General features: G+C 42.4%; 13 protein-coding genes and 1 tRNA gene. 3 read left to right on the top strand and 11 right to left on the bottom strand.

The features are described 5' to 3' along the window. Positions 1 to 62: 62 nt before the first annotated feature. Together FFM84_RS08955 and rpoN are read right to left on the bottom strand one after the other, a co-directional pair. Positions 63 to 1,091, bottom strand: coding sequence for a sugar-binding transcriptional regulator (locus FFM84_RS08955; RefSeq protein ID WP_130844928.1), 1,029 nt, complete (start codon positions 1,089 to 1,091; stop codon positions 63 to 65). A 219-nt stretch (positions 1,092 to 1,310) separates the two neighbouring features. Further along, a complete protein-coding gene (gene rpoN / locus FFM84_RS08950; protein ID WP_130844927.1) occupies positions 1,311 to 2,645 on the bottom strand; it encodes an RNA polymerase factor sigma-54 in 1,335 nt (444 codons plus the stop codon). 83 nt (positions 2,646 to 2,728) lie between these two features. On the opposite strand from rpoN, the gene FFM84_RS08945 reads away from it, so the two are divergent. Both FFM84_RS08945 and clpP read left to right on the top strand, forming a co-directional pair. Next, a tRNA-Arg gene (locus FFM84_RS08945) sits at positions 2,729 to 2,800 on the top strand. Positions 2,801 to 3,129: 329 nt separating this feature from the next. Next, a complete protein-coding gene (gene clpP, locus FFM84_RS08940; RefSeq protein WP_130844926.1) occupies positions 3,130 to 3,720 on the top strand; it encodes an ATP-dependent Clp endopeptidase proteolytic subunit ClpP in 591 nt (196 codons plus the stop codon). Positions 3,721 to 3,833: 113 nt separating this feature from the next. Here the strand turns inward: clpP and FFM84_RS08935 are convergent, their stop codons facing one another. Continuing rightward, positions 3,834 to 5,486, bottom strand: a complete 1,653-nt coding sequence (locus tag FFM84_RS08935; protein ID WP_130844925.1) for a peptide ABC transporter substrate-binding protein — start codon at positions 5,484 to 5,486, stop codon at positions 3,834 to 3,836. 312 nt (positions 5,487 to 5,798) lie between these two features. After that, positions 5,799 to 7,283 carry a glutamate/gamma-aminobutyrate family transporter YjeM gene (yjeM, locus tag FFM84_RS08930; protein WP_130844924.1) on the bottom strand — a complete coding sequence of 495 codons (1,485 nt, stop codon included), beginning with the start codon at positions 7,281 to 7,283 and terminating at the stop codon, positions 5,799 to 5,801. A 703-nt stretch (positions 7,284 to 7,986) separates the two neighbouring features. Here yjeM and FFM84_RS08925 point away from each other — a divergent pair. Then, entirely contained in the window at positions 7,987 to 8,649 is a 663-nt protein-coding gene (locus FFM84_RS08925) for an MmcQ/YjbR family DNA-binding protein (protein ID WP_130844923.1), read from the top strand. A 47-nt stretch (positions 8,650 to 8,696) separates the two neighbouring features. Here the strand turns inward: FFM84_RS08925 and whiA are convergent, their stop codons facing one another. The 7 genes from whiA to FFM84_RS08890 all read right to left on the bottom strand — a co-directional run bounded on the left by whiA (position 8,697) and on the right by FFM84_RS08890 (position 16,267). Next, complete coding sequence (gene whiA, locus FFM84_RS08920; protein ID WP_130844922.1) at positions 8,697 to 9,629, bottom strand: DNA-binding protein WhiA; 933 nt, start codon at positions 9,627 to 9,629, stop codon at positions 8,697 to 8,699. Positions 9,630 to 9,641: 12 nt separating this feature from the next. Further along, positions 9,642 to 10,643, bottom strand: a complete 1,002-nt coding sequence (gene mgfK, locus FFM84_RS08915; RefSeq protein WP_130844921.1) for a gluconeogenesis morphogenetic factor MgfK — start codon at positions 10,641 to 10,643, stop codon at positions 9,642 to 9,644. After that, on the bottom strand, positions 10,640 to 11,524 hold the full coding sequence (rapZ, locus tag FFM84_RS08910; protein ID WP_130844920.1) for an RNase adapter RapZ: 885 nt from the start codon (positions 11,522 to 11,524) through the stop codon (positions 10,640 to 10,642). Before rapZ ends, mgfK begins: the two co-directional genes overlap by 4 nt. Positions 11,525 to 11,645: 121 nt before the next feature. Then, positions 11,646 to 12,182 (bottom strand): HdeD family acid-resistance protein, encoded by a 537-nt coding sequence (locus tag FFM84_RS08905; protein ID WP_130845315.1) that lies wholly within the window; start codon positions 12,180 to 12,182, stop codon positions 11,646 to 11,648. 199 nt (positions 12,183 to 12,381) lie between these two features. Further along, positions 12,382 to 13,782 (bottom strand): argininosuccinate lyase, encoded by a 1,401-nt coding sequence (gene argH / locus FFM84_RS08900; RefSeq protein ID WP_130844919.1) that lies wholly within the window; start codon positions 13,780 to 13,782, stop codon positions 12,382 to 12,384. Then, complete coding sequence (locus FFM84_RS08895; protein WP_130844918.1) at positions 13,782 to 15,017, bottom strand: argininosuccinate synthase; 1,236 nt, start codon at positions 15,015 to 15,017, stop codon at positions 13,782 to 13,784. The genes argH and FFM84_RS08895 overlap by 1 nt, the downstream gene beginning before the upstream one ends. A gap of 773 nt (positions 15,018 to 15,790) precedes the next feature. Then, positions 15,791 to 16,267, bottom strand: a complete 477-nt coding sequence (locus tag FFM84_RS08890) for an S-ribosylhomocysteine lyase (RefSeq protein WP_130844917.1) — start codon at positions 16,265 to 16,267, stop codon at positions 15,791 to 15,793.

Raw genomic sequence — 16,267 nt, 5'->3', positions numbered from 1 at the left:
AAAATTTCCTCCTTGTGGAAATAAAAATATTTTTATTTTAAGGAGCAATCTTCCGAAGAAAATTACTTCTTTAAAATCAAGTTAGCAGCACCCTCATCCGTGATTAAACACGTCTGTTTAGGTGCGATCTTCATATACGCCTCAATCGCGGTAGCCTTAGATGCACCACCCGCAACTGCGAGTATAATCTCCCGGTTGGCCAGTTCTCCGAGTTGTAGGCCAATGCGTGGAATCCGGTAAACAACGTTACCCGATTTATCGAAGAAGTAACCAAAAGCTTCACCAACCGCAGCGCGGCTTCGTAAAACCTTTATTTGATCTTCTGACATATTCCGACGATGTGCCATTGAATCAGCATCACCGACACTATGAATCACCACATTGGCGCGACGGATAATCCCCAACACCTCTTGGATACTAGGTTCCTTGAGAAGCGGTTCATAAGTTCGTTCACTGACCTGTTCTGGCACAAACAGCGAGCGGAATTTTCCACCGGTATGCTGTGCCATTTGTGACGCAATGGTGTTTGCTTGAATCGCAACCGATTCACCAACACCACCACGTGCTGGAACAAATAGTAAGTCACGTTTACTAGCCAAGTTGTTAGTAAGGTTATTTGCCACATGTTCCATGGTATGGCCCCCCATCACTGCAATGATGTTATCACCTTCTGGCAATAACTGTTGCAGGAGTTGGTTGACTTCTTCGCCCATTGATCCGATGACCTTTAATTGTCGATCAGAATCGCCGGAAACGATGATGCAACGTTTAATATTAAAACGTTGGGCCAATTGTCGTGCTTTTTGGCGGATGCCCATTAGTTCATCCATGAATTGACTCAAGCCAAGTAAAACATCTTTACCCGATTGTGTCAATTGCATGCCTGCCTTATTTGTAATGATCAAATCTAGTTTCCGTAACGTATCCGTTTCGGTCCGCAAGGTTCGCTCACTAACATCTAAGGTTTGCGCTAATAACCGTCGTCCGACTGGGGCCATCCAATTGATGGTACGTAATACTAAGTAACGATGGCTTAGCATATCAACCATGTCTGGGGCAATTGCCTCAATCCATTGAATATCTGAATGCATGGCATTCAACCTGCTCTCTAGTGGGACATATTAAGTCCAGCTATGTCGAATAACGACCCAAAGACTTCAAAAAACAAAGCACACAACGATAATTTACGACGAAATTGATGTTGCATACCTCTCTTACCACAACATGAATTATAGCAGGTTCATGGTGCGGTTGCAAATAAGAACCAACGACGACTGATAACCGACTGGTCCAAACATGCGATATAATTATTATTCGGTTCTTAGATATTGTTTTCGTTTAGAAGAAGACGGAATGTTAAGATTTTCCCGATATTTGGCCACTGTCCGCCGAGAAAGTTCGACATTTTCCGACTTAAGAATCTGAACAATTTTTTGGTCTGAAAGCGGTTTTTCTTTATTTTCCTGTTTTATGAGAGCCACAATTCGGTGTTGAACCCCATCCGCTGACACAACTTTGCCATCCGTGGGACGTTTATTGACCGCCTTGGTAAAGAAACGTTTAAGTTCGAACATGCCAAAGTCCGTTTGAATGTACTTTCCATTAATGCTCCGACTAATCGTCGATTCATGGACTTGTAATTGCTGAGCCACATCTCGTAATAGCAACGGCTTTAAAGTTGTCGTTTTTTCCAGGAAGAAATCGGCTTGCCGTTCGATAATAACTGTCCCTACCCGAAAAATGGTGGCTTCACGTTGTTGTAAGCTACTAGCAATCCACTCATACTCAGACTTCTTTTCTTTCAAGTATTCTGTTACCTCTTGATCTGAGTGTTGACTCATCTGTTGATAATAATTGCCTTGGAATTTCACGACAGGTTGAGCCATCGAAGCGGTTTTCAATGCCAATTGACCGGCCCGTTGAGTAACTACCAAATCTGGAAAAATATAACCCGTTGTTTCTTGACCAACTGCAGCCCCCGGTGTGGGACTCAACGTCCGAACGTAGTCATAAACACTAGAAATATCAGCCAAATTGACTTGATACTTTTTAGCCAAAGCGTCCCACTGACGATTGACCAGCGCATCAAAATTCTCTTCTAAAATAATGTAAGCCAGATTAGGGGCGTGATCATCACTTTCCGTTTGCAACATCAGTGCTTCTTGTAAGTTTCGTGCCCCGACACCTGGTGGATCAAGTTGCTGAAGTAAGGTTACTGCATCTAGCAACTCGATTGGTGTCGCTGACAGTTCAGCCATCACCTGGTCATCATCAACTTTTAAATAACCATTAACATCGACATATTCAATTAAGGTCAAGACAATTTTGCGAAGTTTAGTATCACGCATTGTCAAATGAATTTGATCTAATAAATATTCAAACAGTGAGTGCTGATTAGTTGTTGAAACACGTTCAATAAAATCATCGTGGGACGGCATATTTTGGGCGGCCGTTAAACTCGCGTGATTGGCATTCCAATTAGTATCAACATCAATTAAAGGATTCTCTAAGGCCTTTTGCGTTAAAAAATCCCGCAACTCTTCTACATTAAACTGCAACATCTGAATCGATTGTTGTAGTCGTTGCGTCATAGCCAACTTTTGTGATTGCCGTTGTTGCTGACGAAAGCCCGGTCCGATTGCCATAAATAATTCCTCCCATAAACTTTTTTTACGAATACCCCTTGTGTTTTTATCCATTATCCGCTAAACTATTATTTGTTGTTTAGGCGTCTGTAGTGTAATGGATCGCACGTAAGATTCCGGTTCTTGAGATGGGGGTTCGATTCCCTCCAGACGCATTCCTAAGCTGAGCTGAGTGGCTCAGCTTTTTTTATACCTTGAATTAAAAATCAAGCGTACTAGCATACCGCTTTCATTCTACCATACTCGCGCTTGGACACCAGTTGACCATCAGCGAAAGTTCATAATTTTGAGCAAGAAAAAGAGATTGGGACACTCCCCAATCTCAAGCCGTATATGATAGAAACCTAAGTATACCACGTTACTAATGAAAACGAAATTTTGTTTTTGAGGTTTTTCGTTTGACCTTCACTGACCTTGGGGGTAAACTACATTTATATTAGCAAGACGCTAATCAATCTAGACTTAATTAGGAGGCTAACAAGTTATGTATCCAGTACCTACAGTTATTGAACAGTCATCACGTGGCGAACGTGCTTATGACATTTATTCACGACTTTTAAAGGACCGTATCATCATGTTATCTGGTCCCATCGAAGACAACATGGCCAATGCTATCATTGCCCAATTGCTCTTCTTGGATGCCCAAGATTCTGATAAGGACATCTACCTTTATATCAACTCTCCAGGTGGGGTCGTAACCGCCGGCTTAGCCATCTATGACACCATGAACTTCATCAAATCTGACGTCCAAACGATTGTCATGGGGATGGCCGCATCAATGGCCAGTGTCTTGGCATCATCTGGGACTAAGGGCAAGCGTTTTGCTTTACCTAACTCAGAAATCTTGATTCATCAACCATCTGGTGGTGCTCAAGGGCAACAAACTGAAATCGAAATTGTCGCTGAAGAAATCTTGAAGACTCGTAAGAAGATCAATGAAATCTTGGCAAGCAATTCTGATCAACCAGTTGAAAAGCTGAACAAAGATACTGAACGTGACCATTACTTAACGGCACAAGAAGCTAAGGACTATGGTTTGATTGATGATATCATGGAAAATAATAGCTTAAAATAGGTTAATCTTTCGAAACAGTGCTGGCCTCTTAGGCTAGTGCTGTTTTTTTGTACTAACAACTAAAAAGCGCCAATCTGCGTGATGGCAGATTGGCGCTTACTTGTTTTTAGATCTTATTTAGCAATATAGGCATACTTGTAGTTCCACTGTGTTCCGGCAGTATTATGAATAACACCTTTGACTTTAGGATTTTGCAAGAAGGAGTAAACCGTTTGATATAGCGGTGTAATCCCTTGATCTTGCATTAAGACACGTTCAGCCTTAAGCATATCTTGCCAACGTGCTGTCGTATTATTAGCATCCTTATTTTGCGCATTTTTAACTAATTGATTATATTGTTTACTATTATATTTACCGTAGTTATACCCACTACCGGTAGTCATGATTTGCAAGTGTGAAATTGGATCGTTGAAATCAGCTCCCCAACCACTTAAATACAGATCAAAATTGCCTTGTTGTGCCCGAGTACTAGCAACCTTGGATGGGATATTAGATAAATCAATCGTTAACCCTGGCAAAATCTTTTCTAACTGGCCTTTGAAGTATTGTGAAATGGCTTTATTAGGTTCATCGTTTGACGTTAGTAACCGTAACGTTAACTTTTTAACACCAATTTCTTTCAAGCCCTGTTGCCAAAGTTTCTTAGCCAAAGTTGGGTTATATGACGTTGAATTTTTTACAGTTGATTCATCGGCAAAGTCTTTCCCATTCTTAGGATCACTTGCTAAATCTTGTGGGACAAAACTCTTGGCGGTCTTTGAAGCGTCTCCAATCACATTTTTAACCATGGATTTCCGATTAATTGATAACGAGATTGCGCGACGAATCTTTTGATTATTCATAGCCTTTTTGACTGTTGAATTAGTCGCGTTGAAGTTGTAAACCAAGAATGCCGTAATTGAGTAAGGATAAGTCGTGTAATCCGAATTCGTCTTCAAGTTTTTCACTTGTTCACTGGCTAATTGCGTTAAATCTAATTTCTTTTCTTGGAACAAGTTCAGCGTCGTCGTTGTACTTTCATTAACGCTATAGTTGATGCGGCTTAGATGAACCGCTTTTTTATCCCAGTACTGGTTGTTCTTAACAAATGCCCACTTATTGTTAGTACCAGTCCAACCAGTTAACTTGAATGGCCCACTATATAACATGTATTTGGCTTGAGTGGCATACTTGCTGCCCCACTTCTTAACGGCCGCTTCGCTAATCGGTCCAAACAGTGGATAAGTCATTAATTTTTTGAAATAAGTAATTGGCTTGTCCAGTGTCACGATAAAGGTGTGTTTACCCTTGGCTTTTACACCTAAGGTACTAGGCTTTTTCTTACCCGCGACGATTTGATCCGCGTTTTTCACACCTGAGAACAGGTAGGCATATTGAGACTTCGTTGACGGGGTCACGGTCCGTTTCCAAGAATAAACAAAGTCTTGCGCGGTAATCGCAGAACCATCACTCCACTTCGCATTGCGAATCGTAAAGGTATAGGTCTTACCGTCTTTAGAAACTTTGGTTTGGCTAGCTAATCCCGGCGTAACCTTGCCATTTTTCCCTAACCGATATAAACTTTCAAAAACATTCCCCGTACTACCATATCCCGACATATTCGAAATATCGATGGAATCTAAGGTACTTGGGTACGATAAATTTAAAACTTGCTTACTGGCATATTGTCCACTTTTGCTTGATTGGCTACTTTGCTTACCACAAGCGGCCAACACCGTCACTAAGACTAAACTAAAAATAACTGCTAACACTGATCGCTTTTTCAAAACTTTCGCCCCTTTATCACTTTTTTTAATTGAATTTACCTTAAATCGGGTAACAAAAAACGCCTGCCTAGAATCTCGTCAGATTCCAAGCAGGCGTTTCAAAATAACGTTTTTGAGCTCAATCCCCGTTAATTTTGATGCACTAGCGATGCTTGTAATTCAACGCAAATAGCCATGTTGTTAGTTAAACAACATGGACAGCACATCATCATTGATTGGCTTAATTGCGTTTTCATGATTACATCGCTCCGATTTCATAAGATAGGTTCAGTATAGAGAGTGGCACTTACTTTTGTCAAGCACTTTTAACACTTAGTCGGTCAGTTGCTTCGAACGAACCTGATACCACCAGGCTCCAGCCGCACCAAAAATAATTGGTCCCGCTAACATCCAGATCGTATTTTGACATTTACCATCCACCAAAATTGGTTGAATCAACGTAAAGACATTCGCCCCTAAAACGACGACGAACACGCCCCAACTAATCCAATTGGTCCACGTTTGTGATTTATAAACTTCAAATGGTTTCAAAATACTTTGATTCTTTTTAAATTTAGGAAATGCATAGAGTAAGAACAAGTATGGCAACGTCATCGAGACATTAGACATCAGCGTTAACACATTATAAAACGCAGATGGATCAGTCGTGGCAAATGACGCAATTAAGATAATCACAATCACCAAAGCACATTGCACGATCATCGCATAACTAGGCATTTTGTTCTGATTTAACTGGGTAAACTTTTTAGGCCATAAGGCTTTGGGTGTCCCTAAAATGAGCGTTTTTAATGGTGAATAGGTTAACGTGAAGAAGGCCCCGGCATACGCCAAGAACATCCCCAGACCGGTATATCGTGCAAACCATAATCCTAACGTATTGCTAGTTGCACTTGATAACCCCAAGGCGTTACCAAAGACCACGCCAAGATTCCGCATCATCACATAACTAATATTCCCTAAGTTAGTAGTCGGATTGGATAATACAGCTTGCCAATTCGTGCTGATTCCCCAAAAGAAGATCCCCAATGCGTAGCCTAAGGTAATAATAACTGCTGAAATAATAATCCCACGTGGAAAGGTTTTTTCAGGATTCTTTGTCTTATCAACCATCCCACCTAAAACTTCTAGACCACCATAGGCAAAAATCGCAAAGACTGCAAAACTCATTAAACCAATCGGATGTTGATAACTCGGATTAGGTGATTGCATCACATGCGTAAATGGTTGTGCCAAATGACCATGTTGTAACGCCAAGACGATACCAGAAATCACGAGCAAAATCGCATTTAAACTGGTGACCGCTAGTCCACCAATACTTGTAATTCGGACAATCCCCTTGACCCCTTTGATCGAAATCCAAGTGACCGCGATCATCCAAACACAGGACAACAATCCAATCGTTTGCGTTGCGTTAAATCCTAGAAAAGTAAATTTCTGCGTTTGATCACTCCCGAAAAACGTGGTCGTAAACGGAATCCAAACCTTGGCGGCCGTTGAGACCATCCAGATAATGTAAGAGGCAAACCACATAAAAGTTCCAATAAACGCAAAGCGGGCATTCACACTCACTTCTAGCCACTTATACATCCCACTACTATCCGACTTAATCGCCGCGCCATATTCAGCCATCATTAAGGCAAACGGAATAAAGAATAGAACCGCCGCTAATAGATAAAATAAAATGGACGCATAGCCCATTAAATAAAAAGCGACTGTCCCGTTGGCAAACCCAAAGACGGTCGTGAAAATCATCATCACCAATGCGGTCAATGTGATCTTGTTATTATTTTCTGACATGCTGTTCTCCCCACTACTCTTTTTTTAATTCGATTGCATAAAAAACCGCTATTATGATTATATTTTAAAGGGATAATCCGATATTCCCGTGCAAGTTTAGTAATAAACCGATAAATTTATAATGTGATAATTTAGTCATTTTGACTAGTTATTTTTATTAATTAACTAAATGACCGTAAAAGATTTGCTAGAATTGACTTAAGTTATGCTAAATTGATCACCTACGCCAGTCAGCGATTCTGCCAGCTGTGAGGACCGGTTCCAGCCAAAGCGCGGGCTTCCACCTCGCTTTTAAGCCTAGCCCAAACCACTAGTCTCAAAAGTCGTCCACAGCGTAAGCCCGGAAAAATCACCCGGACTAACGCTGTTTTCACGGCCGGCGCCATCACTGACTGGCTTCGGTTAGATTACGGATACTAATTAGTTAGTAATCACTATTCTAGCCGAGAGTGAGCTCATATTGAGCCCAGCCGTGGGAGCCTCTTAGCGATTTATCGCTTAGAGACTGGCGTTTTTGAAACACGGGTTGGGTGGTTCAAAACGACGGGCCAGACCGCTTTTTGGCTGAGCCGGTCCGCCCACAGCGTTCCGGCTCAATGTGGGCGAACGGCAGGTGGCAAGCGTGATCATTTTTGCTAGTGTTAACCTGACGAGACCGTTACAATAAAGTTTAGTAAGCAACTTTCAACCGGAGGTCCTTCCCATGATCACGGATCTATTTTCGCAGCAACGTGGCCAAGCCGATAAACTAATCGCTTATGGCTTTAAAGCCATCGCTCCACAGTACACATTGACTCAGCCCTTATCAGTAGCCAACTTTGAATTAACCATCACCGTCAGTTTACCCAACACCGTCACGACAACAGTCATTGATCGCGACACTCAAACGCCCTATACCCTATATCTCAATGCATCATCAACCGGTTCATTTGTCGCCCAAGTTCGCGAGGCCGTTTTGGCGGCGCTACAAGCTGTGGCCGATTCTTGTTTTGAATCTGATGTATTTTCGGCACCGATTGCCCGCGACTTAATCGCCTATGTCGACCAACAGCATCATGATCAACTAGAATTTCTCTGGAAAAAATTTCCTAATAATGCAGTCTGGCGACGAGCCAATACTAAGAAATGGTATGCGGCACTTCTAACTGTCACTCCACAAAAGCTAGGGTTAACTGGCGATAACGAGCTAACGGTTTTAGACTTGCGTTTAGAACCCGATCAACTGAGTCAGTTGATTGATCAGCAGCATTATTTCCCTGGTTACCATATGAACAAACAGCATTGGTATACGATTATCTTGAATGGGCAAGTCCCGTTTGAAGAATTAAAGCAACGTCTCGAACATAGTTATCAATTGGCCCATTAGAAAAGTCGATCACCATCTTGATTAAGATAGTGATCGACTTTTTACTTTTAAGCATCTTTTTGAAGTTGTTCGGCAAATTGATTAATTTTCCGTAATCGATGATTAATCCCAGATTTCGAGATTGGCCCACCAGGAACCAGCGTGCCGAGCTCTTTCAAACTCACTTCACGATGTTCTAACCGAGTCACCGCTACTTCTTGCAACTTAGGCGGTAATTGGGTTAACCCCACTGTCGCATCAATCAGCAAAATGTTTTCAATCTGCCGACTAGACGCATTGGCCACTTTATCCATATTGGCATTTTCACAGTTAACTAAGCGATTCACCGAATTACGCATATCCCGCATAATTCGAATATCCTCAAACTTCAACATCGCATTCGTCGCGCCGATTAACGATAAAAAGTCCGCAATTTTTTCAGCTTCTTTGATATACGTGATAAATCCGCCACGACGATCCGTCGTCCGTGAATTCAAGCCATACTTGTTCATCATGTCCGAAATCATCTTATTGTGTTCTTCATATAGTGAATAGATTTCCAAATGATAGCGTGACGTCTCAGGATTATTCACTGATCCACCAGCTAAAAAGGCCCCACGTAAATAAGAGCGGACCGCCGCATCATCAGTTAAAACCTCGGTTGGCGCTACCTCTACAATTTGAAAATCTTTTAAAATCCCTAAATCAGCCAAGACCATATCAGTCCCAGTTTTTAGGCGCACGATATACAGGTTATTTTTGTTCAATTTCATTTTCCGCCGCACAATTAATTCACTGGCAACGTCATAAAATTGCTTCAATAACCGATAGATACGCCGCGCAATAGCGGGATTTTCGGTTTGAATATTTAAAATGAAATGATGATTAGCTAAACTAATCGTCCCATTCATTCGAATTAAAGCCATTAACTCCGCTTTAGCATTCTCGCGATGGACAGTAAGGTTAGTCAATTCTTTTTTAACTTCACTGGCGTATGACATGGGTGCGTCCTCCTATCTTAAAATATCGGAATGACCGACTAAGTTCATCAATTCCATCACAACTTGGCTACCATCATGAAAGGCCCCGTTGTCTCGGAGTTTCAAGAAGTTGGAAGAGATGACCTTACAGCCTTGATCCCGCAAGCCCCGGAAGTCATGACTGACTTGCCGTGACACTTCATTAAATTTATGAAAGTCCATATAGTCCTCGGGCACTTTTTCAGTATTCACGAGCACTGTATTGATAAAGTTTTCACCTAGATGCCGGTTGAGTACCCGCACATGATCGGCATCGGAGAAGTTATCCGTTTCCCCTTTTTGCGTCATGATGTTACAAATATAAACCACTTCAGCATCCGACTCACAAACTGCTTTACCGATATTATCAATCGTTAAGTTAGGCAAGATACTGGTAAACAAACTCCCTGGGCCCAGCACAATCTGATCAGCTTCCATGATCGCATCGATAACCGGCTGTACGGCCGCTGGTTTATTGCCATCTTTATCCGTTACCCAAACACGATCTAATGATTTGTGGGCCGCTGTAATCTCGGCTTCACCAACTAATTCAGAACCGTCTTTGAATTTGCCATGTAGCGTCAACGCCTCGTTAGCTGCTGGGTAAACGTGCCCATCAACAGCCATCATCTTCGATAATTCTTGAACCGCATCAAACACCCCGGACTTCATTTCAGTTAAAGCCGCGATAATCAGATTACCAATCGCGTGACCCGCAAAGAATTGGTCATCACCTTGGAAACGATATTGGAAAATATCCTTATACAGATGTGGTAAGTTCGAGAGCGCCACCATGACATTTCGAATATCACCAGGTGGCACCACGTTAACGTAATTGCGAATAATGCCTGAAGAACCCCCATCATCGGCCACCGTCACAACCGCAGTGATATCAACAGCTTGTTTACGCAAGCCTTTTAAGACAACCGGTAACCCGGTCCCCCCGCCAATCACCACAATCTTCGGCCGTTGGGTCTTGAATGTGTATTTTCTCATGAGCGATTAACTGTTTCCTTCCGTTTTTTGACATCGCGATGACTAATATGAACCTTATAGTTTTGCGCTAAGGCCTCGCCAATTCGTTGCGTTAATGCCACCGAACGATGTTGTCCACCGGTACAACCAATCGCAATCGTCAAACTAGTTTTGCCTTCTTCTTCATATCCTGGCATGATACTTTCAAGCATCCCCAGGAATTGCTGATAAAATTTTTCAGTTGCCGGCTGTGACATGACATAGTCATAGACTGGCTTATCCATCCCGGTTTGATGCTTCAATTCTGGAATATAATACGGGTTCGGTAAGAACCGAACATCCATGACAATATCCGCATCAATCGGTAAGCCGTATTTGAATCCAAATGACACCATTTCGATATGGAAAGTTTCATCGTCACTAGTTTCAAATTTATCAAAGATAGATTCCCGCAATTCACGCGGTGTTAAGGTTGTTGTATCAATCATGTAAGACGCACGATCTTTTAATGGTGCCAGTAAATCGCGTTCCATTAAAACCCCATCCATGATGCGACCTTCCATCGCTAACGGATGAGAGCGACGCGTCTCTTTATAACGTGAAACCAACTCTTCATTGGAGGCATCTAAAAAGAGGATTTTGACGGAAACAAAGTCCGTGTTATCCAAATTGGCCAACATATCAATAATTTCATCGTAAAAAGCCCGTGATCGTAAATCAATCACCAAGGCGACTTTTTCAATCTTCCCAGATTCTTCAACTAATTCCGAAAACTTCGGTAACAAAGCTGGGGGCATATTGTCGATACAGAAATAACCAAGGTCTTCAAAACTCTGGACGGCCACGGTTTTACCCGCACCACTCATCCCAGAGATAATGACTAATTGTAATGATTCTGCCATAGTTGTCGGCTCCTTTAAGACCATATTGATGGTAAGTATAGCATACCGGGCGTGTCTTTTCTAGTTACCGCCCTAACTGAACCAAAAAGGCGTGCCAGCGCACGCCTTTAATTCATCCACTTTAGTTACGCCGGGCAAAGGCGATTAAAATCGCATTGATACCGAAAATCGCAAAGTAAATGCTGACCAATGCATTGAATGAAAAGGCCGCAAATACTGGGTTGAGAATCAACAAGATCGCCAAAATCAGACTAATAATATCAAAGATAACGGATAAGATAAAATAGCCCATCCCAAAAGTTCGAAGATGTGAAGCCACTACCAACCGTTCGATTGAATCAATTAAGAACCAGAACGCAAAGACGTACCCTAAAATGACAATTCCGGTGGGTGCATGGAACAAGAATAGTAGTCCCACGAGTAAATCAATGACGGCAAAGACTAAGGCAAAATTAGCTCGTAAGCCCGTTTCACGCCGCAACTTGGTGTAGCCACCAATTGTCGTAATCCCACTAATAATAGCCGCAATCGCGAATAGAAAAACCAGACTGAGTAAGGCTGCTTTCGGTTGCTTAATTACAAATAACGCCGCAACCAAAAAGACAACACCCGTCATCAATTCGGTCCAATCAAATCCCCAACGATGATCATTAAACATAAAACTTAACATCTCCAGTTTGTTTTAATTCCAACGCTAACGTTACAACTAAGCACCCTTAGTCAGCAAACGTTAGTAAGTTCAATATACCAAGCTTGTGGTCATAGCGCAACCGTTTCCAATCCAAATTTGGTAAACAAATAGGATCCGAGACGTTGGCCCCGGATCCTATTTCATCAATGGTCAAATTGATAACTAATTAATTTTTGTCAGTCGGATAAGCAGCTAACTGGGCTTGGGCCCGTTTGAGTTCGGCTTTAATTTGATCAAAGCCCGTTCCACCTAAGGAATGGCGCCGTTCAACAGCGACTTTAGCATCGAGATCATGATAAACATCGTCTTCGATTAACGGTGAAATTTGTTGATACTCCGCTAACGGAATATCTTGTAGTGGTCGATTCTTTTGGAGACCTTCAAGGACTAACTTACCAACAATCGCATGGGCTTCTCGGAACGGAATCCCCTTATTAGCCAAGTAGTCAGCCAATTCAGTCGCGTTCGAGAAGTCATTGGTTGTGGCTGCCGCCATTCGATCTTCATTGACCGTCAAACTGGCTAACATGCCTGTGAAAACATGGAGACTAGTTAAAACGGTATTAACCGTATCAAACGCGCCTTCTTTATCTTCTTGCAAATCCTTGTTATAAGCCAATGGAATGGCCTTCATGACGGTTAATAGGCCAACTAGATTGCCATAAACCCGGCCAGACTTTCCACGGATGAGCTCTGCCATATCAGGATTTTTCTTTTGTGGCATGATCGAGCTTCCCGTTGAGAATTGATCACTCAAGCTGATGTACTTAAATTCATAGCTACTCCATGAGACGATTTCTTCGCAGAACCGTGAGAGATGCATCATCAAAATCGAGGCATTGCTCAAAAATTCTAAAACGAAATCACGATCAGAAACGGCATCCAAACTATTGTGATAAACCTGACTAAATCCGAGTAATTCGGCACTATATTCCCGATCAATGGGGAACGTTGTCCCAGCTAAGGCCGCCGCACCCAATGGCGAGATATCGGTGTGTTGCATATTGAATTCAAACCGTTCCATGTCACGCTTAAACATTTGGTAGTAAGCCAATAAATAGTGCGCGTAAGAAATGGGTTGTGCATGTTGTAAATGGGTATACCCAGGCATGACCGTTTCCACGTTTTCACTCGCCTTATGCACCAAAACAGTTTCCAAATCATGTAATCGATCCAAAACTTTTGGCAATTGATGCTTCATATACAAGTGAAAATCAGTGGCAACCTGATCATTTCGTGACCGAGCCGTATGCAATTTACCCGCCACTGGACCGATTTCATCAGTTAACAACGATTCAATATTCATATGAATATCTTCATTAACTGTGGAAAATTCAAGTTTACCAGCTTGTAACCGTTGTTCCAAAGTTTCAAGGCCCGCAACAATTTTATCCACATCTTCAGCGGGTAAAATGCCGGTCTTCTTAAGCATCTTAACGTGCGCCAATGAGCCAGTAATATCTTCAGCAGCCAATAATTGGTCAAAACCAATCGAAGCCCCGAACTCATCTACGTACTTGGCGCCGGTTTCGGTAAACCGACCACCCCATAATTTACCGGTACTCATTAGGCATGCGCCTTGTTGGCTTTAGCTTCGGCTTGCGCCTTTGCTTGAACTTGGGCATTAACTTGCGTTGGGAGACCCCATAACTTGATGAAGCCAACCGCAGCTTGTTGATCAAATTCATCAGCAGCAGTATAAGTAGCCAAGTTCTTGTCGTATAAGGAATTTGGTGACTTCCGACCTTCAGTAATGACGTTACCCTTGAAGAGTTGAACCCGAACCACGCCGTTAACGACTTGTTGGGTTTGCTTCAAGAAGACGATCATCGCATCCATCAATGGTGAGAACCAAAGACCATTGTAGATCGTGTCAGCTAATTTTTGTTCAATAATTGGTTTGAAATGAGCCAATTCACGTTCAAAGGTTAAGTCTTCCAAATCTTTATGTGCTTTGAGTAAGACCGTTGCCGCTGGCGCTTCATAAACTTCACGAGACTTGATCCCGACTAACCGGTTTTCGATATGGTCAATCCGGCCAATTCCATGTTCACCAGCAATTTTATCTAACTTGATAATCAGGTCAGCTAAGTTCATGGATTCGCCGTCTAACGCAACTGGCACACCAGCTTCAAACGTAATTTCTAACGTTGTTGGCGTATCAGGGGTATCAGCTAAAGCTTTGGTTCGATCAAAAGCATCGGCTGGCGCACCTTCCCATGGGTCTTCCAAAATCCCACATTCGTTGGCCCGGCCCCATAAGTTTTCGTCAATGGAGTATGGGCTATCCAAGTTAATCGGTACGGGAATATTGTGTTCTTTAGCGTAGTCAATTTCTTCTTCCCGTGACCAGTGCCAGTCACGAACTGGGGCTTCAATCTTGATATCAGGTGCCAAAGCATGAATAGCCACTTCGAAACGCACTTGATCGTTCCCTTTACCAGTACAACCATGCGCAATGGCAACGGCATGTTCTTTCTTTGCCAACGTTACTAGCTTCTTAGCAATCAATGGCCGTGATAAAGCTGAAACTAATGGATATTCACCTTCATACAAGGTATGTCCTTGTAAAGCGATTAACGCATATTCTTCAGCGAATTCTTGTTTTGCGTCGATCATGTAAGATGCAACGGCGCCTAATTGTAAGGCTTTAGCCTTAATGGCATCCATATCTTTGCCTTCACCAACATCGATTCCACAAGCGACCACATCGTAACCCTTGTCCTTTAACCAGCTAATTGCAACCGACGTATCTAAGCCACCAGAATAAGCGAGAATAATTTTATCATTTTGTTTGACCATTGATGTATACCTCCAAAATTTAATCATGTTTGATTCGATGACAGTATCGTACCACCGGTTTTAACTTTATGCAATGATTTTTATAAAATATTCGTTATTTTTCAAATATTCACTTAATTAATGGATTTTTATACATTTATACAGTGCTGATTGTATTTTTCTCCTCATTTTTGTCACTAACAGTTAAACGTTACGTCTTAGCAATAATCACTAATATAATAAGTGTTCATCGATCAAAAATAGTGATACTTGCCACCTACCGTTCGCCCACATTGAGCCGGAACGCTGTGGGCGGACCGGTTCAGCCAAAATGCGGTCTGAACCGTCGTTTTGAACCACTAAACCCGTGTTTCAAAAACGCCAGTCTCTACTAAGAGACTCCCACGGCTGGGCTCAATGTGAGCTCACTCTCGGTTATGATGGTGATTGCTAATTAACTAGCATCCGCATGATAACCGGAGTCAGCCAGTGATGGCGCCGGCCGTGACGACATCGTTATTCCGGTGATTTTCCCGGACTTTACGATGTGGACGACTTTTAAGACTAGCGGGTTTAGCTAGGCTTAAAAGCGAGGTGGAAGCCCGCACTTTGGCTGGAGCCGGTCCCACAGCTGGCAGAATCACTGGCTGACGTAGGTGGTTAATTTAGCCTAACTCAAACCAATACTAGTACGGCTTTTACCACTATACTTAACTTTTAATCTCTAAAATAGGCCACAAAAAAAGTGGACCAGCCGAGAGGCCAGTCCACTTTGCTTAGACAATTTTAATGAGTTATTCCACAACTTTGCGGACAAATGGATCAGAAGAAATGCCTTCAGATAAGATGAGCTTAGCCCATTCTTTAGCTGAGAACAAAGAGTGATCTTTGTAGTTCCCACAACTATCAATCGTGGTTCCTTGAACGTCTGACCATTCAGCAGGTCCCGCGATAAATTCAAGTGATGACTTCAAAGCTTTAGCCACTTCTTCAGTGCTGTGTTCACCCCAAGTAATCAAATGGAAGCCAGTCCGGCAACCAAATGGTGAACAGTCAATCACACCGCTCATCCGGTCACGTAATAACCCAGCTAACATATGTTCAATGGTATGCAAGCCAGCGGTATCAATCGCCGTCTTGTTTGGTTGGACTAACCGTAAATCAAAATTAGTGATTGCATCGCCTTGTGGGCCATGTTCCACCGTGATTTTACGTACATAAGGTGCCAAAACTTTTGTATGATCTAAAGTAAAACTTTCAACTTTTGCCAT

This window comes from Lactiplantibacillus mudanjiangensis, from assembly GCF_005405385.1.
In the GTDB taxonomy this organism is placed as follows: domain Bacteria; phylum Bacillota; class Bacilli; order Lactobacillales; family Lactobacillaceae; genus Lactiplantibacillus; species Lactiplantibacillus mudanjiangensis.
This window is presented reverse-complemented; position numbering and strand designations above follow the sequence as displayed.